The organism is Streptomyces sp. NPDC001137 (assembly GCF_040298885.1).
Lineage (GTDB): Bacteria > Actinomycetota > Actinomycetes > Streptomycetales > Streptomycetaceae > Streptomyces.
The window spans coordinates 214,099-231,149 of the sequence record NZ_JBEPBA010000010.1 but is presented as its reverse complement, the minus strand read 5'-3'; the positions used below and the strand labels follow the sequence as shown (position 1 = coordinate 231,149).

The 17,051-nt window shown below is 69.8% G+C and carries 14 protein-coding genes and 1 pseudogene; 8 read left to right on the top strand and 7 right to left on the bottom strand.

The genetic code is table 11. The annotated features are described in order from the left end of the window. Positions 1–40 precede the first annotated feature (40 nt). Complete coding sequence (locus ABT254_RS21980) at positions 41–1,246, top strand: cytochrome P450 (RefSeq protein WP_351472532.1); 1,206 nt, start codon at positions 41–43, stop codon at positions 1,244–1,246. Between the two features lie 99 nt (positions 1,247–1,345). Here the strand turns inward: ABT254_RS21980 and ABT254_RS21975 are convergent. Beyond that, positions 1,346–2,224: pseudogene (locus tag ABT254_RS21975) on the bottom strand (efflux permease Rv1217c-related protein); the annotation flags it as partial. Next, positions 2,221–3,120, bottom strand: a complete 900-nt coding sequence (locus tag ABT254_RS21970; RefSeq protein ID WP_351472529.1) for an ABC transporter ATP-binding protein — start codon at positions 3,118–3,120, stop codon at positions 2,221–2,223. The gene ABT254_RS21970 and the pseudogene ABT254_RS21975, both read right to left, overlap by 4 nt. A gap of 83 nt (positions 3,121–3,203) precedes the next feature. Here ABT254_RS21970 and ABT254_RS21965 point away from each other — a divergent pair, with 83 nt between their 5' ends. Next, positions 3,204–3,701, top strand: a complete 498-nt coding sequence (locus ABT254_RS21965) for a GbsR/MarR family transcriptional regulator (protein ID WP_351472528.1) — start codon at positions 3,204–3,206, stop codon at positions 3,699–3,701. Here ABT254_RS21965 and ABT254_RS21960 read toward each other — a convergent pair whose 3' ends face one another. Next, entirely contained in the window at positions 3,702–5,213 is a 1,512-nt protein-coding gene (locus ABT254_RS21960) for an APC family permease (protein ID WP_351472525.1), read from the bottom strand. A gap of 159 nt (positions 5,214–5,372) precedes the next feature. On the opposite strand from ABT254_RS21960, the gene ABT254_RS21955 reads away from it, so the two are divergent. Genes ABT254_RS21955 through ABT254_RS21945 form a run of 3 tightly spaced genes read left to right on the top strand, consistent with a single transcriptional unit; the run spans position 5,373 to position 8,163 of the window. Beyond that, complete coding sequence (locus ABT254_RS21955; RefSeq protein ID WP_351472523.1) at positions 5,373–6,755, top strand: ethanolamine ammonia-lyase subunit EutB; 1,383 nt, start codon at positions 5,373–5,375, stop codon at positions 6,753–6,755. Beyond that, the gene (eutC, locus tag ABT254_RS21950; RefSeq protein ID WP_351472520.1) at positions 6,752–7,516 is read left to right on the top strand and encodes an ethanolamine ammonia-lyase subunit EutC; all 765 of its coding nucleotides are present in this window, start codon (positions 6,752–6,754) and stop codon (positions 7,514–7,516) included. The genes ABT254_RS21955 and eutC overlap by 4 nt, the downstream gene beginning before the upstream one ends. Before the next feature lie 35 nt (positions 7,517–7,551). Beyond that, positions 7,552–8,163 (top strand): Uma2 family endonuclease, encoded by a 612-nt coding sequence (locus ABT254_RS21945; protein WP_351472517.1) that lies wholly within the window; start codon positions 7,552–7,554, stop codon positions 8,161–8,163. On the opposite strand, the gene ABT254_RS21940 is transcribed toward ABT254_RS21945, so the two are convergent. Further along, a complete protein-coding gene (locus ABT254_RS21940) occupies positions 8,141–8,971 on the bottom strand; it encodes a diacylglycerol kinase family protein (RefSeq protein WP_351472514.1) in 831 nt (276 codons plus the stop codon). The genes ABT254_RS21945 and ABT254_RS21940 overlap by 23 nt on opposite strands. Positions 8,972–9,166: 195 nt before the next feature. Between ABT254_RS21940 and ABT254_RS21935 the strand changes: the two genes are divergently transcribed. From ABT254_RS21935 to ABT254_RS21925, 3 genes are all read left to right on the top strand, one after another. Beyond that, positions 9,167–10,450, top strand: a complete 1,284-nt coding sequence (locus ABT254_RS21935; RefSeq protein ID WP_115906819.1) for an adenylosuccinate synthase — start codon at positions 9,167–9,169, stop codon at positions 10,448–10,450. A 156-nt stretch (positions 10,451–10,606) separates the two neighbouring features. Next, entirely contained in the window at positions 10,607–12,436 is a 1,830-nt protein-coding gene (locus ABT254_RS21930; protein ID WP_351472511.1) for a bifunctional metallophosphatase/5'-nucleotidase, read from the top strand. A gap of 326 nt (positions 12,437–12,762) precedes the next feature. Beyond that, the gene (locus tag ABT254_RS21925; protein WP_351472509.1) at positions 12,763–13,053 is read left to right on the top strand and encodes a hypothetical protein; all 291 of its coding nucleotides are present in this window, start codon (positions 12,763–12,765) and stop codon (positions 13,051–13,053) included. A gap of 12 nt (positions 13,054–13,065) precedes the next feature. On the opposite strand, the gene ABT254_RS21920 is transcribed toward ABT254_RS21925, so the two are convergent. From ABT254_RS21920 to ABT254_RS21910, 3 genes are all read right to left on the bottom strand, one after another. Further along, positions 13,066–13,716, bottom strand: coding sequence for a putative DNA-mimic protein (locus tag ABT254_RS21920; protein WP_351472506.1), 651 nt, complete (start codon positions 13,714–13,716; stop codon positions 13,066–13,068). Positions 13,717–13,849: 133 nt separating this feature from the next. Then, positions 13,850–16,294 carry a dolichyl-phosphate beta-glucosyltransferase gene (locus tag ABT254_RS21915; protein WP_351472503.1) on the bottom strand — a complete coding sequence of 815 codons (2,445 nt, stop codon included), beginning with the start codon at positions 16,292–16,294 and terminating at the stop codon, positions 13,850–13,852. Further along, positions 16,291–16,992, bottom strand: coding sequence for a GntR family transcriptional regulator (locus ABT254_RS21910; RefSeq protein ID WP_351472500.1), 702 nt, complete (start codon positions 16,990–16,992; stop codon positions 16,291–16,293). The genes ABT254_RS21915 and ABT254_RS21910 overlap by 4 nt, the downstream gene beginning before the upstream one ends. Between the last annotated feature and the right edge of the window lie 59 nt (positions 16,993–17,051).

The following is a 17,051-nucleotide window of genomic DNA, read 5'->3' as shown; positions in this document are numbered from 1 at the left end:
TCCCTGGTCAGGCGGGCGGATGCCGGGCTAGCGTCCGTCCATGACCGCCTTCGACCCGTGGGACCCGGCGTTCCTGGCCGACCCCTACCCCGCCTATGCAGAGCTGCGCGCCAAGGGCCGCGTGCACCACTACGAGCCCACGAACCAGTGGCTCGTCCCGCACCACGCCGACGTCTCCGCGTTGCTGCGCGACCGGCGCCTCGGGCGGACGTACCAGCACCGGTTCACGCACGAGGACTTCGGGCGTACGGCACCCCCGGCCGAACACGAGCCGTTCCACACGCTCAACGACCACGGGATGCTGGACCTGGAGCCCCCGGACCACACCCGCATCCGGCGGCTGGTCTCGAAGGCGTTCACGCCACGGACGGTCGAGCAGCTCAAGCCGTACGTCAGCAACCTCGCCGGGGAGCTCGTGGACCGGCTCGTGGAGAAGGGCGGCGGGGACCTGCTCAGCGAGGTCGCCGAGCCGCTGCCCGTCGCCGTCATCGCCGAGATGCTGGGGATCCCCGAGGCCGACCGTGCGCCCCTGCGCCCCTGGTCGGCCGACATCTGCGGGATGTACGAGCTGAACCCCTCCGAGGACACGGCCCGCAAGGCCGTACAGGCCTCGGTCGAGTTCTCCGACTACCTCCGCGAGCTGATCGCCGAGCGGCGCCGGACCCCCGGCGACGACCTCATCTCCGGGCTCATCGCCGCCCACGACGAGGGCGACCGCCTCACCGAGCAGGAGATGATCTCCACCGCCGTCCTGCTCCTCAACGCGGGCCACGAGGCGACCGTCAACGCCACGGTGAACGGCTGGTACGCCCTCTTCCGGAACCCGGAGCAGCTGGCCGCCCTGCGCGCGGACCACTCCCTCGTCCCCACCGCCGTGGAAGAGCTCATGCGCTACGACACCCCGCTCCAGCTCTTCGAGCGGTGGGTGCTGGACGAGATCGAGATCGACGGCGTCACGATCCCCCGGGGTGCCGAGATCGCCATGCTCTTCGGCGCCGCCAACCACGACCCGGAGGTCTTCCGGGACCCCGAGCAGCTCGACCTGACCCGCACGGACAACCCGCACATCTCCTTCAGCGCAGGCATCCACTACTGCATCGGGGCGCCCCTCGCGAGGATCGAGCTGGCGGCATCGATGACGGCACTGCTGGAGAAGGCCCCCAAGCTCAGCCTGGCGGCGGAACCCGAGCGGAAGCCGAACTTTGTGATCCGGGGGTTGGAGGGGCTGAGTGTCGCGGTGAGGTGATCACTTGTTTGGCTGATCACCGACCAACGCCGAGCGATGGTCGTGAACGACTCGTCAAGCTGGTGCCTGCCTGCGAAGGGAGGCACCCACAACCGCGAAGACGCTGCCCCGTTGCAGCCGCCAGGCCAGCGCGCCCGCCGAGCCCAGGCGGCCGGACGCCGGTCCGGGGCGGGTGGGCAGGAAACTCATGCCGACATCCCTGCGGCCCGCCAGCAGGTAGGCCACCCCGGCCTGGAGCGCCACGGCCGCGGCGAACAGCAGCAGTACCCACCAGCGTTCGTCGGCGTACGGCCGCAGGTTCTCCAGCCAGCCGAGCGGGGACAGCCAGGTCAGGGGCGAGGAGCCGTCGTCCGTCGCCGCGTCGCCCGCCGCGCGCAGCACGAAGGCCGCGCCCAGGACACCCGCCGTCAGGCCGCGGGCCAGCCGCGCGCTCTCCGTCAGCTGGGCGACGATCGCCGCCGTCGTCGCGAAGACCATGCCGACGGCCCCGAGTCCGAGGCCGAAGGCGAGCGCGCCGACAGCCCCCTGGCCCGCGAGCCCGGCAGCAACCAGCAGTGCCAGTACGGCGTTTGCGACCGCCGCCGCAAGGAGTGCCGCCGTCAGGGAGGCCCGGCGGCCCACCATCCCGGATGCCACCAGCTCCTGCCGCCCGCTCTCCTCCTCGTCCCGGGTGTGCCGTACGACGATCATCAGGCTCATGGCCGCGGCGAGCGCACCCGCGTACACCCCGACGCGCCAGGCCGTCAGCGCGCCGATGGAGGTGTCGAAGACCGGGCCGATCAGTGCGCGGAAGGAGGCGTTGGTCGCCACCTGGTGGATCAGGTCGGCGCGTTCGGCGGGGGTGCCGTAGAGGTTCTTGAGGGTGTTCGGCATGGAGAGGACCATCAGCGCGTTCACGCCGACCCAGACCGGGATCATCAGCCGGTCGCGGCGGAGCGAGAAGCGCAGCAGCACCCCCGTGCCCGCGAACGACGTCATCGCGCCGCCACCTCCTCGTCCTGGTAGTGGCGCAGGAACAGCTCCTCCAGCGTGGGCGGGGTCGAGGTCAGTGACCGCAGTCCGGACTCGCTCAACTTCCTCAGCACTGCGTCGAGTTGGTCCGTGTCGACCTGCAACCGCACCCGCCTTCCCCGTACGTCGAGGTCGTGCACGCCGGGCAGGTGCGCCAACCCGTCGGGCGGCCCGGCGAGTTCGGCCGTCACACTCGTCCGCGTCAGATGGCGCAGGTCGGACAGCGAACCGCTCTCCACCGTCCGACCCCTGCGGATGATGCTCACCCGGTCGCAGAGCTCCTCGACCTCGCTGAGGATGTGCGACGACAGCAACACCGTGCGACCGCGCTCCCGCTCCTCCTCCACGCAGCGCTGGAAGACCTCCTCCATCAGCGGGTCCAGGCCCGACGTCGGCTCGTCCAGGATCAGCAGGTCCACGTCCGAGGCGAAGGCGGCCACCAGGGCGACCTTCTGCCGGTTGCCCTTGGAGTACGTGCGGCCCTTCTTGGTGGGGTCCAGGTCGAAGCGCTCGATCAGCTCGGCCCGGCGGGACGGGTCCAGCCCGCCGCGCAGCCGGCCGTACAGGTCGATGACCTCGCCGCCGGACAGGTTCCGCCACAGGGTCACGTCCCCGGGGACGTACGCGATCCGGCGGTGCACCTCCACCGCGTCCTGCCACGGGTCGCGGCCCAGCAACTGCGCGGCGCCGGAGTCCGCGCGCAGCAGGCCGAGCAGGACGCGGATGGTGGTGGACTTGCCGGCCCCGTTCGGGCCGAGGAAGCCGTGGACCTCGCCGGACTCCACCTCCAGGTCGAGACCGTCCAGGGCACGGGTGCGGCCGAAGGACTTGTGGAGGCCGGAGACGCTGATTGCCTTCGTCATGCTTCAGAACGTACGCTTCTTTCAGAAATTTGTGAAGTTAAGGAAGCGTATAAAGCCTATGAAGCCCGGTTAGGGTGGTGACCATGACGGAGTCGAAGGCGGTGGGGCGGGACCCGGAGGCGGTCTCCAGGTTCGTGGAGAGCTTCGCGGCTCAGCTGGTCGAGGCCGGGATGCAGCGGATGCCCGCCCGGGTCTTCGCCGCCCTGCTCTCCTCCGACGAGGGCTCGATGACCTCCGCCGACCTGGGGGAGCAGCTCCGGATCAGCCCCGCCGCCGTCTCCGGGGCGGTGCGCTATCTGACCATGACGCACATGGTCTCGCGGGAGCGCGAGCCCGGCTCCCGCCGCGAGCGCTACCGGGTGCACGGGGATCAGTGGTACGAGGCCCTGACCAACCGCGAGGCCGTCATCAAGCGCTGGGAGGTCGCCCTGCGGGAGGGCGTCAGCAGCCTGGGCGCCGACACTCCCGCAGGACGCCGCATGGCCGAGACGCTCGCCTTCTTCGAGTTCGTCGAGGGCGAGGTCGCGGCCATGATGGAGCGGTGGCGGGTGCACCGCCGAGAGATGTTCGGGGAAGGCTAGTTACCGCTCCTTGGTCTCCTCGAGGACCGTGCGGCCCAGCAGCTGGTACCGCTCCGGCGACCGCCGCTTGAGGTACTGCGCATAGCCGATGCCCGTCGCCGCGACCAGGGCCACCAGCCACGGCGTCGCCTTCAGCAGCAGTGAGCCGGACTCCGAGCCGGCCGCGACGCTCATGTTGGACACCAGGAGCAGCACCACTGCGAGCATCGCGATGCCGCCGACGAGCGGGGCGGTGAACGTCTTGAACCAGTGCCGGCTCTCGGGGTGGTTCTTGCGGAAGTAGACGAGGACCGCGAAGGAGCAGACCGCCTGCACGATCAGGATCGCCATCGTGCCGAGGATGGCGAGCAGCACGTAGAGGGCGTTCGCCGGGTCCTTGCTCGTGGCCCAGAACGCGAGGATCAGTACGGCGCTCACCACCGTCTGCACCAGGCCCGCGATGTGCGGGGAGCCGTGCCGGGGGTGGGTGCGGCCGATGGTGTTCTTCAGTGACGGCAGGACGCCCTCACGGCCGAGCGCGTACATGTAGCGGGCGGCGCAGTTGTGGAACGCCATGCCGCAGGCGAGCGAGCCGGTGATCATCAGCCACTGCATGAGGTCGACCGCCCAGTGGCCGACGTAGTGCTCGGTGGGGTTGAAGAACAGGGCGAGGGGGTTCGCCGACGAGGCGACCTTGACGGCCGCGGTCTCGCCGTTGCCGATGATGGCCATCCAGGAGACGAAGACGTAGAAGACGCCGACGCCCAGGACGCTGATCATCGTGGCCTTGGGGATGATCCGCTTCGGGTCGCGGGACTCCTCGCCGTACATCGCCGTCGACTCGAAGCCGACCCAGGACCAGAAGGCGAAGAACAGGCCGAGGCCGGCGCTCGTGCCCTTGAAGGCGTTGATCGGGTTGACCGGGCCGAAGGTGAAGCCGTGCGGGCCGCCGCCGTGCAGGGCGACCGAGATCGCCATCGCCGCGAGGACCGTCACCTCGGTGCCGAGCAGGACCACGAGGAGCTTCTCGGCGACCGAGACGCCGAACCAGGTGCCCGTCGCGTTGACGGCGAGCATCAGCAGCGCGAAGGCCCACCACGGGATGTCAAGGCCCGTCTGGTCCTTGAGGGTTCCGGTGGCGAAGGTCGAGAAGATGCCGATCAGTGCGGGCTCGAACACGGCGTACGCGAAGGTCGCGAGGAGGCCCGACGCGAGCCCCGCGGTGCGTCCGAGGCCGTAGGAGATGAAGCCGTAGAAGGCGCCCGTCGACGTGATGTGCTTCGCCATCGAGGTGAAGCCGATGGAAAAGATTGCCAGGACGACCATTGCGACGAGATAGCTCGCGGGTGCCCCGATGCCGTTGCCCGACGACACCATGAAGGGCACGTTGCCCGTCATCGCGGTGATCGGGGCCGCGGTGGCGACGGCCATGAAGACCACCCCCAGCAGGCCCACGGCGTTGGGCTTGAGCCGGTGGACCGTGCCGTCGCCGTCCGTCTTCGTCGCCGGGGCGACGCCCTCATCCACTGCCATCGGGTGGCCCCTCTCCTGGTGGTCCGTTGCTGTACTGGACCGGAACTCTGTAGCCCGAATGAGTCGGTCAAGGGTGTCGGGGCGTTAAATGTTTGTCAACCAGACCTTTAGAAACGCCAGGAAATCTGGCGGCAACACGCCCCTCGTACGGTCGCCGGCATGAGCACCTACACGGCCACTCTCGGCGGCGAACGCCACCGCTTCGACTCCCTCGCGCGGCTGCTCGCCGCCGCGAGCCCCGAGCGCTCCGGCGACCGTCTCGCCGGGCTCGCCGCCGGCAGCGCCCGGGAGCGGGTGGCCGCGCGCTGGGCCCTCGCGGAGGTGCCGCTGGCGACCTTCCTGACCGAGCCGGTGATCCCGTACGAGAGCGACGACGTGACCCGGCTGATCCTCGACACGCATGACGCGGCCGCCTTCGCGCCGCTGGCCGGGCTTACGGTCGGAGAGCTGCGGGAGTGGCTGCTGGCGGCGGACGGCCAGGCCCTGACGGCGCTGGCCCCCGGGCTGACGCCGGAGATGGTCGCGGCGGTCTCCAAGCTGATGGGGAACGCGGATCTGGTGGCCGTGGCCCGGAAGGTACGGGTGGTCACCGCCTTCCGCTCGACGATCGGGCTGCCGGGGCGGCTCGCGACGCGGCTCCAGCCGAACCATCCGACCGACGACCCGGCGGGAGTGGCGGCGGCGCTGCTCGACGGCCTGCTGCTGGGCTCGGGCGACGCGGTGATCGGCATCAACCCGGCGACGGACAGCCCGAAGGCCGTACGGGACCTGCTGGAGCTGCTGGACGGAGTGATCGACCGGTACGCGATCCCCACCCAGTCCTGCGTCCTGTGCCATGTCACGACGAGCGTGGACCTGATGGAGCGGGGCGCACCGGTGGACCTGGTCTTCCAGTCCATCGCGGGCACACAGGCGGCGAACGCCTCCTTCGGTGTGACGCTGGGCCTGCTCGACGAGGCGTACGAGGCGGCGCTCGCCCTGGACCGCGGCACGGTCGGACGCAACGTCATGTACTTCGAGACCGGCCAGGGCAGCGCCCTGTCGGCGGACGCGCACCACGGGGTGGACCAGCAGACGGTGGAGGCGCGGGCCTACGCGGTCGCCCGCCGCTACGACCCGCTGCTGGTGAACACGGTGGTCGGCTTCATCGGCCCGGAGTACCTCTACGACGGCCGGCAGATCCTCCGGGCGGCTCTGGAGGACCACTTCTGCGGCAAGCTGCTCGGCCTGCCGATGGGCCTGGACATCTGCTACACGAACCACGCGGACGCCGATGACGACGACGTCGCGACCATGCTGACGATGCTCGGCGTCGCGGGCGCGTCCTTCGTGATCTGCACGCCGGGCGGCGACGACATCATGCTCAATTACCAGTCGGCCTCGTACCACGACGCGTTGTACCTCCGTGAGGTCCTCGGGCTGCGCCCGGCACCGGAGTTCGAGGCCTGGCTGGAGTCGAGCGGGCTGCTGGACGAGCGGGGCGGGATCCGCGAGGTCGCGTCCCATCCGCTGACCGCGATCGGAAGGGAACTGGCGGCATGACGGAGACTCAGATCGCGGTACCGGTAGGTGACTTGTGGGCCACCATGCGCCGGCACACCCAGGCCCGTATCGGCCTCGGCCGCGCGGGCTCGGCGCTGCCCACCCGCCACCGCCTCGAACTCCAGACCGCGCACGCGGCGGCGCGGGACGCGGTGCACTCGCCGTTCGAGCCGGAGGTGGTCGCGGCGGGGCTGGGCGGGATGCCGACGGTACGGGTGCGCAGTGCGGCGCCCGACCGGCTGACGTATCTGCAACGGCCCGATCTGGGGCGGCGGTTGGACGCGACGGACCGCGCGCATCTGCCGGCCGGCGACTGGGACGTGGTGTTCGTGGTGGCGGACGGGCTGTCCAGCCGGGCGGTGCACGAGCATGCGGCGGCGGTCGTGCGGGAGACGGTGGCGCGGCTGGCGGGGTGGAGCGTCGCACCGGTGGTGCTGGCGGAACAGGCGCGGGTCGCTCTGGGTGACGACATCGCGTCCACGATGGGCGCGACGATGGTCGTCGTCCTGGTCGGGGAGCGCCCGGGCATGTCGGCGGCGGACTCACTGGGTGCGTATCTGACGTACCGGCCGGTCCCGGGCGTGACCACGGACGCCGACCGCAACTGCCTGAGCAACATCCGGCCGCCGCTGGGGCTGACGTACGAGGGGGCGGCGGGGAAGTTGGCGGGGTTGATGGGGAGGGGGCGGGAGCTGGGGATCACGGGCGTGGGGCTGAAGGACGAAAGCGATCACGAAGCTGTGCCCGACCGGCTGCTCTGAGTGGTGGCTGGTCTGCATCACGGGGAGGGCGCATCATGACGTTGATGACTGAGCGACCGACGATAAGCGGCACCGAGCCCCACAGCTTCGAGGACCTTCTGGACGCCCTCGACAAGCTGATCGTGCCCGACGGCTACAAGGCCGAGATCATCAGGGCGAGCATCGTCTTGTCGCCGTTTTCGAAGGCTTACTACACCCGCGTCATGCGCCTGGTGTGCCAGCAATTGGAGAGTTATCTTCCCACGGGCCACACGATCGAGCGGGCGCCCAATCTGTTCGTCTTCCCTGAAGGCGAGCGTGCCTACGGGCCGGACGTCTACGCGGCGGACGATCGGGTATTTGATGCGGACAGCAACCACTTGGACGGCGATGCGCTCTCGTTCGTGGCCGAGCTGACATCCTCGTCCACGCGGGACAACGATCTGACCGACAAAGTTCTCGTCTATGGGAAGGCGGGCGTGCCTGTCTACCTTCTGCTCGACATGCAGGAGAAGCAGGCCACTGTCTTCTCGACCCCCTCTGCCAAGGGGTACGAGTCACGTTGCACGGTGCCGTTCGGCGAGGATCTCGCCATCCCTGCACCGTTCGACTGCACCCTCGACACCGGCGGCTTCCTGACCGCCGTTACGAAGAACTCGGCACCGTAAGCCCCCAAGCCCCCTCCCAAACCGTCCACGTCCGCCTCCGCACCGGCCCCCACACGCCCGCGTCCGCCCGGTAGCGGAAGTCCGCCCCCGACACGCTCACGGTGCGCCCCTGGGCCCGTACCGGTGAGGCCTCCGCGCCCACCGACAGGGGCCTCACCTCGACCTCGGCCACCCCACCGGCGCCCGGCGTCACCGACACCGCCTCCACCGGCTGGTCCAGGTCCAGCACGGTGACGCCGTCGACCTCCACCCGCAGCCGGGCGGCCCGGGGTGCCGGGACCGTCGTCTCGCGGGCGGGGACCAGGGTGCGTACGAAGGACTGGGCCGTGCGCAGCCAGGGGCGGCCCGCCTCCACCGACGGGGTGTGCCCGGTCACCGGAGGGATGTGCAGGGCGCCCAGGACCACGCCGTCGCTGTCGTCCACCAGGAGGTCCAGGCGCCGCTCGGCCCCGTCCAGGACCGCCCGCGCCGCCGCCACCGCCCCCGTGGGCACCCCCAGGGAACGGGCCACCGACAGCAGGCTGCCCACCGGCACCACCGACAGCGCACATCCGGCCAGCTCCCGCCGCCGGTGCAAAACGGACACCGCGCGGACCAGCGCACGGTCGTCGCCCACCACCACCGGCCGCCGCGACCCCCGGCGGGCCAGCGCCCGGGCGAACTCCTCCGGACCCTCCGGCAGGCACACCTTGGTGTGCGCACCCGCGCTGAGCACGTCTTTTGCGATGCGTACCGACTCCCCGTCCGTCCGCCGGGCGACCGGATCGATGACCACCAACAGCTGATCGGAAGTCGCGGAAGTCACCACCTCGGTCCTGCCTCGCTTCCTCGGGTAGCATCTTTGTGCAAGAGCCCCTTGCGCTATTGCGCCAGGGGCTTCGTCTATTCCGGGGCATCCGGTCCGACGGTTTGCGGCCAACGACGGTCGCGGTGCACGCGGCGGTGAACCTTACGCGTACGCCCCTGACCTTGGACATGCCCCGCCCGGAAGGGGTGTACGCGCGTGCCCGCACTTGTGCTGCTCGGTGCTCAGTGGGGTGACGAAGGCAAGGGAAAGGCGACGGACCTGCTAGGCGGATCCGTCGACTACGTGGTGCGCTACCAGGGCGGCAACAACGCCGGCCACACGGTAGTCGTGGGCGACCAGAAGTACGCCCTTCACCTGCTCCCTTCCGGGATTCTCTCCCCCGGCTGCACGCCGGTCATCGGCAACGGTGTCGTCGTCGACCCGTCGGTCCTGTTCTCCGAGCTGAACGGGCTGAACGAGCGCGGCGTCGACACGTCCAAGCTCCTGATCAGCGGTAACGCTCACATCATCACGCCCTACAACGTGACGGTGGACAAGGTGACCGAGCGCTTCCTCGGAAAGCGCAAGATCGGGACCACCGGGCGCGGCATCGGCCCGACCTACGCGGACAAGATCAACCGCGTCGGCATCCGGGTACAGGATCTCTACGACGAGTCCATCCTCACCCAGAAGGTGGAGGCGGCCCTCGACGTCAAGAACCAGATCCTCACCAAGCTCTACAACCGCCGCGCGATCGCCATCGACCAGGTGGTCGAGGAGCTGCTGGGCTACGCCGACAAGCTCGCCCCGTACGTCGCCGACACGGTCCTCGTCCTCAACCAGGCGCTGGAGCAGGACAAGGTGGTCCTCTTCGAGGGCGGCCAGGGCACGCTCCTCGACATCGACCACGGCACGTATCCGTTCGTGACGTCCTCGAACCCCACCGCGGGCGGCGCCTGCACCGGTGCGGGCGTGGGCCCCACGAAGATCAGCCGGGTCATCGGCATCCTCAAGGCCTACACGACCCGCGTCGGCTCCGGCCCCTTCCCGACCGAGCTCTTCGACGAGGACGGCGAGGCGCTGCGCCGCATCGGCGGCGAGCGGGGCGTGACCACCGGCCGTGACCGCCGCTGCGGCTGGTTCGACGCCGTCATCGCCCGCTACGCGACCCGCGTGAACGGCCTGACCGACTTCTTCCTCACCAAGCTGGACGTCCTGACCGGCTGGGAGGAGATCCCGGTCTGCGTGGCGTACGAGATCGACGGCAGGCGCGTCGAGGAACTCCCGTACTCGCAGTCGGACTTCCACCACGCGAAGCCGGTCTACGAGACCCTGCCCGGCTGGTCCGAGGACATCACCAAGGCGAAGTCCTTCTCCGACCTGCCGAAGAACGCCCAGAACTACGTCAAGGCGCTGGAGGAGATGTCGGGCGCACCGATCTCCGCGATCGGCGTGGGTCCGGGCCGGGACGAGACGATCGAGATCAACTCGTTCCTGTAAATCCCGTATGTCCGTTAGCTGTTGGGCCGGTCATGGACTTCCTTGACCGGCCCATGGCTTGTTCCTGGTTCCGGATGTAACTAAGGGGCGCAACCATCTACGCGGGTAGTTCCGCCGCGCCCTCCTCCCCTTCCCCTCCATGACCAGGAGCCCCGTATGCCCGCCAGTCCCCTGAACCGCCGGGAGTTCGTGAAGAAGTCGGCCGTGACCGGCGCGGCTGTGGCTGCCGCGGGAGCGGTCGGCGCCGGCACCGCCCAGGCCGCAGACCGTACGCCCGAGAACGCCCCCAAGGCCCCCAAGACCTGGACGTTCTCCATCCTGGGCACCACCGACCTGCACAGCCACGTCTTCGACTGGGACTACTACAAGGACGCCGCCTACAGCGACAAGGCCGGCAACTCCGTCGGCGTCGCCCGCGTCGCCACCCTCATCAAGCAGCAGCGCGAGGCCAAGGGCGAGGAGCACGTGCTGCTCGTCGACGCCGGCGACATCATCCAGGGGACCTCGCTCGCGTACTACTTCGCGCGGGTCGACCCGATCACCGGCAAGGACGGCAAGAAGGGGCCCAAGCACCCCATGGCCGTCGCCATGAACCACATGCGCTACGACGCCGCCGCTCTTGGCAACCACGAGTTCAACTACGGCATCGAGACGCTGCGCAAGTTCGAGAAGCAGTGTCACTTCCCGCTGCTCGGCGCGAACGCCCTCGACGCGAAGACCCTGCGGCCGGCCTTCCACCCGTACACCGTGAAGCGCATCCGCGTCCCCGGCGCCCCGGACATCAAGGTCGGCATCCTCGGCCTGACCAACCCCGGTATCGCGCTGTGGGACAAGGACAACGTCAGCGGGAAGATGGTCTTCCCGGGGCTCGTCGAACAGGCGAAGAAGTACGTGCCGCGGCTGCGTGCGCTGGGGTGTGACGTCGTCTTCCTGACGGACCACTCGGGTCTCGACGGCTCCACGTCGTGGGGCGACGCGCTGCCGTACGTCGAGAACGCCTCCAACCTCGTCGCCGAGCAGGTTCCCGGCATCGACGCGATCCTGGTCGGCCACACGCACAAGGAGGTGTCCTCGTACACCGTCAAGAACGCGGACACCGGCGAGGACGTGCTGCTCTCCGAGCCGTACTGCTGGGGCTACCGTCTCACCGTCTTCGACTTCGAGCTCGAACTGCACTGCGGGCAGTGGAAGGTGACGAAGAAGACGGCCCAGACCCTCGACCCGAAGGGCGTCGAGGAGGACCCGGAGATCACCAAACTCCTCAAGGCCGACCACGACCTCGTGGTGAAGTACGTCAACACGGCCGTGGGCTCCTGCACCCAGGACCTCTCGGCGGCGGAGTCCTGCTGGAAGGACGTCCCGATCATGGACTTCATCCACGAGGTCCAGATGCAGTCGGTGAAGGCGGGCCTGTCGGCGAGCGATGCCGCGCTGCCGCTGATCTCGGTCGCCGCGCCCTTCAGCCGCACCGCCGACATCCCGGCCGGGAGCGTGACCATCAAGGACATCGCCGGGCTCTACATCTACGACAACACGCTCTACGGCAAGAAGCTCACGGGCGCCCAGCTCAAGGACTACCTGGAGTTCGCGGCGAAGTACTACCACCAGGTCCCGTCGGGCACGAAGGTCGACACCGCCACGCTGACCAACGCCAACAACTTCTGGGACTACATGTACGACACGGCCGCCGGCGTCTCGTACGACATCGACATCGCGCAGGCCGAGGGTTCGCGGATCAAGAACCTCACGTACAACGGCAAGGCGGTCGCCGACGACCAGGTCTTCGTCGTCGCGGTCAACAACTACCGCGCGAACGGCGGCTCCGGCTACCCGCACATCGCCACCGCCGACATCGCCTACAGCTCGACCAACGAGATCCGCCAGCTGATGATCGACTACGTGACCTCCAAGGGAACGCTGAACCCGGCGGACTTCGCGGTCACCAACTGGAGGCTGACGCAGGACGGGACGGCGGTGTTCTCGTAGCCTTCCCGCGTGGTTACGGCGACGGTTCGTGAGTGGCACGACGAGAAGGGCTGGGGCGTCGTACGGGTCGTCATCGGCACCTGAGTCACGCACATGAGGGGGGCGCCCGTTCGCCGGGTGCCCCCTGGCCCGCGTCATGCCGTGAACGCGCCCGCATGGGCCTCGACGACCTCCGCCTCGGCGTGCCTCGACGCCGGAGGAGGCGGCTGTTCTGCTCCCCCGGGGAGTACGGGAGAGCACTCACGGTGCATAACAGGGCATGGTGCGCAAGTCAGGCATACGGTGGAGCTGTACACGTGTGCGTCGACCAGAAGAAGGTGAGAGCTATGCGTGTACTGCTCAGGGCGCACTTCGACACGGAGAAGTCGAACGAGGCCATCCGGAACGGCACGCTCGGCAAGATGATCCAGTCCTCGGTGGAGCAGATCAAGCCCGAAGCGGCCTACTTCACCGCCGACGAGGGCGAACGCACCGCCTTCCTGGTCTTCGACCTGCAGGACGTCTCCCAGATACCGGTCATCAGCGAGCCGTTCTTCCTCAACCTGGGTGCCAGGATCGACTACACGCCGTTGATGAACCTCGAGGACGTCGAGAAGGGCCTCTCCCAGGTGCCCTAGCCGACCGGTGCACTAGCTGAAGACGATCATCGACCCCTGCGCCAGGCTCCGCGTCGCCGCCGCGTGCAGGCCCAGCCACACATGGCGTTCGCGGGCGAAGGGGCTGGGGTCGTACGGCGCGGGGACGGCGGGCTCCTCCAGTTCCGTCGGCGCGCGCGGTGGTTCCGGCGCCGCCGGAGGGTTGGCCGGATCTATGCCGATCGACGGGGCGACGTACTCGAGTTCGCGCAGCAGCGCCTGGGCGGAGCCCAGCGGGCCGCCGCCGGCGAGGAGTTCGTCGTTCGACAGGGGCTGGGGGAAGTCCACGGGGACGTAGGCGCCCGCGTGGTCGTAGTGCCAGACGAGGTGCGACTGCTGGGCCGTCGCCTCGAACATCTCCAGCAACTGCTCGTAGTCGCCGCCCAGCTCGTCGACCGGGGTCACCGGCAGCCCGCACACCTGGAGCAGGTAGACACGGCGCAGGAAGTGCAGCGCGTCGTAGTCGAAGCCGGCCACCGGGGCGACCTCGCCGGACAGACCCGGCATGTACTGGTACACCGGCACCGGAGGCAGCCCGGCGGCGGCGAGCACGTTGTTGTACTGCGCGAGTTCCTCGGCGAACGGATTGTCGGGGGTGTGGCACAACACGTCGACAAGTGGTACCAGCCACAGGTCACAGGCCAAAGAGGGCTCCTCACACGGCAAGTCGGTCAAGGCAGGGTAATCGGTACGGCTGCGGCGGCGCTCCGCGCGGGCGGAACAGGCACCGAGCGGCCCTCGCGAAGCCGCAGACAACCGACGGCCCATCGCGACGCACTCAGCGGAGCGCCTGGTGCAGGTCCCATACCCATACCCCGGCCACCCACTTCCCGTCCCGGCCCACAAGTTCGGCAACGGCCCTGCGCAGGGCCTCCTCGTGCGGTCCGGGGGCCACCACCAGGGCTCCCGCCTTCCAGTACGCGAAGTCGCGCCGGGCCTGTGCCCGCCAGGTCGCGTCCAGCTTGGGGACGACGCCCGTGTCGCGGATGTCACTCAGCAGGTCGGAGGTGTACCGGGGGGAGGCGCCGTAGATGCCGACGCGGTCGGCGCCGTAGGGGCCGTTGAAGTAGCCGCCGGGGAGTCTGAAGCCGAGGCCGGCCTGCTGCTGCCAGTGCAGCGCCTGAGCGTCGCCGGCGTCGGGCAGCGGCACCGTGACGAGCGACTCGCCCTCGCGGACGTACGGCTGCCACGCCCCGGAAGTGAAGAAGGCGGGCGTCGCGGGGCGTTCGACGGTCCTCAGCGGGGCCGGTATCAGCGGGAGCAGGGCCAGGCAGACGCCGAGCAGGCCGAGGTACTGGGTGCCGGGAGAGCGGGTCGACGTCAGCCGGTCCAGGGCGAGGGCGAGCAGCATGCCGAGCGCGGGGGCGCAGATCATCGCGACCCGGCCCTCGATGACCGACTCGAACAGCGGCAGCCTGGCGAGGAGCGCCCAGGGGCCCGGGTAGACCTTGTCCGTCGCCGGGATGCGGAACTCGGGGCCGAGCGACAGCAACGCCGCGCCGACCGCGGTGACCGCCAGCGCCTTGACCAGGGCCTGCTCCCACAGCCGTACGGCGATCGCGAAGGCGAGCAGGACCAGCGGCCAGCCGTAGAAGGCGTTCTGCTCGGTGGGGTTGGGGGAGAGGGCGTTCGCGCGCCGGGCGTTGCCCGCGACCAGGGAGCGTTCGGCGAAGGACAGCAGCGCGAGGGGGCTGTTGCCCGAGTTGTCGCCGTGCGGCATGTGCGCATAGCTCTGCGGGCCGGCGAACTGCCAGACCAGCGGGTACGCGACGAGCGGAAGACAGACCGCTGCCGCGATCCCGAGCCCCTTGAGGAGCGGCCGCCAGGCCTGCCGCGCCACATCCCTGCGGGCGATGCCGTAGGCGCCGGCGAACAGCACCAGGCCGATCGCCGCGAGCAGGAGCGGCTCCTCGCCGAGGAAGACCTGGTAGGCCGCCATCAGGCCCAGGATCACGCCGTCCCGCACCACCCGGGCGCCCGTACACAGCCGTAGCGCCCGGTCGATGATCAGCGGGATCATGAACAGCACGACGAAGTTGGGATGCGCGTTGGCGTGGCTGACCATCGGTGGTGCGAACGCCGCCAGCGCCGCGCCGACGAAGGCCGCGGACCGCCGCCGTACGACGCGTCGCACGATCAGGCGGTACCAGGCGGCCGCGGTGGCGGCGAGGCCCAGCGTCATCACGACGCTGAGGGAGACCGCCGGGCCCGCGAGGAGGGTGAGCGGGGCGAACGGGACGGTGAGGCCGAGCATGACCGTGTTGGCCATGAGGTTCACGCCGTCGGGGAAGCCCTGCAAGTCGGAGAAGAAGGGGTTGTGGAGGTGGGCCAGGTTGTGGGCGGTGACGTCGAAGAACCACTCCCACTGGTTCTGGTCCTGGAGGGAGTCGGGGAGATAGCGGTGGTCCGGGTCGAACAGGCGGCCCGAGTACAGGGCCATCGACATGAGCAGGAAGAGGGCGACGGCGAAGACGTCGGCGGGGCGCAGGGAGCGGACGCGCAGCCGGGCCAGTTCGGCGAGGACGCGGACGTAGTCGAGGTGGCGCAGTTTCGAGCCGGGCCGGTGCGACCAGTGGATGGGGACCTCGGCGACCTGCCAGTCGGCGCGGTGGAAGTGCCGCAGGACCTCGACGTCTATGCCCCAGCCGTTGATCCGGGAGGCGGCGAAGGCCTCGCGGGCCTTGTCGCCCTCGAACAGCTTGAAGCCGCACTGGGTGTCGCGTATGCCCGGCACCGTCGTACGGCGTATGAGTAAGTTCCCGGCGCGGCCCAGCACTTCGCGCACCGGGTGCTGGCGGTCCCCGATCGTCGCGCCGGGCACGGAGCGGGAGCCGATCGCCGCCGCGTTCCCCTCACCGAGCGCCTTGTCGAGCTGCTCCAGCTCCTCGATCGGGGCCGCGAGATCGGCGTCCGTGACCAGCACGCGCCGCCCGCGGGAGGCGGCGACGCCCAGGCGCAGGGCGTTGCCCTTGCCACGGTGGTGCGGGCTGGTGACCAGCTGCACGCGGGGGTCCTCGAGGCCCGTGACGAGGTCCCGCGTGCCGTCCGTCGACCCGTCGTCGGCGACGACGACCTCCCACTCGCCCCAGCGGCCCTCGTTGTCGCGCAGATAGCGGGTGACGGCGTCGAGGGTGGGGCCGAGGCGCTGCTCCTCGTTGAAGGCGGGGATGACGACGGTGAGGTCCACGGCCCAGGCAGGCGTGCCCCTGGCCGGCTTGCTCACTCGTCCGCCAGCCGCTCGATGAGGGCCAGCGAGTGCTCGTTGTACGAGGCGACGATCGCCCGTGCCGTCCTCGTGTCGCGCTTGGCCAGGGCGTCGACCAGGTCGGTGTGGCCGGACCACAGGGCGCCGCGCAGATCGGACAGCCGGCGCAGGTGCTGCACCGCGCACACCCAGGACTGGACGCGCAGCCGGTGCAGGAAGTCGGCCAGATAGGGGTTGCCGAAGAGGGTGCCGAGCTCGTGCCAGAAGCGCAGGTCGTAGCCGATCAGCACGGTGAGGTCGCCGGCCAGCGAGGCCCGCTGCGCCTCCTCGCCGCGCCGCCGGACCCCGGCGAGGGCGGCGACGGCACGGGGCTCGTCGTGCGGGGGGAAACGGTCCTGCTCCCGGTCCAGGGCGATGAACATGCCGTCGGTGACCAGGCTGCGGGCCTCGATGATGCCGCGGTAGTCGGCGACCGAGTACTCGTGGACGTGGAAGCCGCGGTGCTGGTCGGCGTCGAGGAGGCCCTGCGCGGACAGGTCGACGAGCGCCTCGCGCACGGGCGTCGCGGAGACCCCGTACTGCTCGGCGATCTCCTTCACCGTGAACTCCTGACCCGGCTGGAGCCGCCCCGCGAGGACCTCGTCGCGAAGCGCGTCGGCGATCTGCTGCCGCAGGGTGCTGCGGGTCACGGAGCCGTTGCCGCTGCTGCCGGGCATGGGTCGGGCGTCTCCTCGTCGCGTTCGGGTGGCGTGCACGTACCTATCTACGAGCACGC

What these genes read in the sequence shown, in the direction of transcription:
- ABT254_RS21970 (WP_351472529.1), bottom strand. Translation starts at nt 3,120, where the DNA reads ATGACGAAGGCAATCAGCGTCTCCGGCCTCCACAAGTCCTTCGGCCGC.
- ABT254_RS21955 (WP_351472523.1), top strand. Translation starts at nt 5,373, where the DNA reads ATGAGCACCTACACGGCCACTCTCGGCGGCGAACGCCACCGCTTCGAC.
- ABT254_RS21930 (WP_351472511.1), top strand. Translation starts at nt 10,607, where the DNA reads ATGCCCGCCAGTCCCCTGAACCGCCGGGAGTTCGTGAAGAAGTCGGCC.
- ABT254_RS21945 (WP_351472517.1), top strand. Translation starts at nt 7,552, where the DNA reads ATGACGTTGATGACTGAGCGACCGACGATAAGCGGCACCGAGCCCCAC.
- ABT254_RS21925 (WP_351472509.1), top strand. Translation starts at nt 12,763, where the DNA reads ATGCGTGTACTGCTCAGGGCGCACTTCGACACGGAGAAGTCGAACGAG.
- eutC (WP_351472520.1), top strand. Translation starts at nt 6,752, where the DNA reads ATGACGGAGACTCAGATCGCGGTACCGGTAGGTGACTTGTGGGCCACC.
- ABT254_RS21910 (WP_351472500.1), bottom strand. Translation starts at nt 16,992, where the DNA reads ATGCCCGGCAGCAGCGGCAACGGCTCCGTGACCCGCAGCACCCTGCGG.
- ABT254_RS21960 (WP_351472525.1), bottom strand. Translation starts at nt 5,213, where the DNA reads ATGGCAGTGGATGAGGGCGTCGCCCCGGCGACGAAGACGGACGGCGAC.
- ABT254_RS21980 (WP_351472532.1), top strand. Translation starts at nt 41, where the DNA reads ATGACCGCCTTCGACCCGTGGGACCCGGCGTTCCTGGCCGACCCCTAC.
- ABT254_RS21965 (WP_351472528.1), top strand. Translation starts at nt 3,204, where the DNA reads ATGACGGAGTCGAAGGCGGTGGGGCGGGACCCGGAGGCGGTCTCCAGG.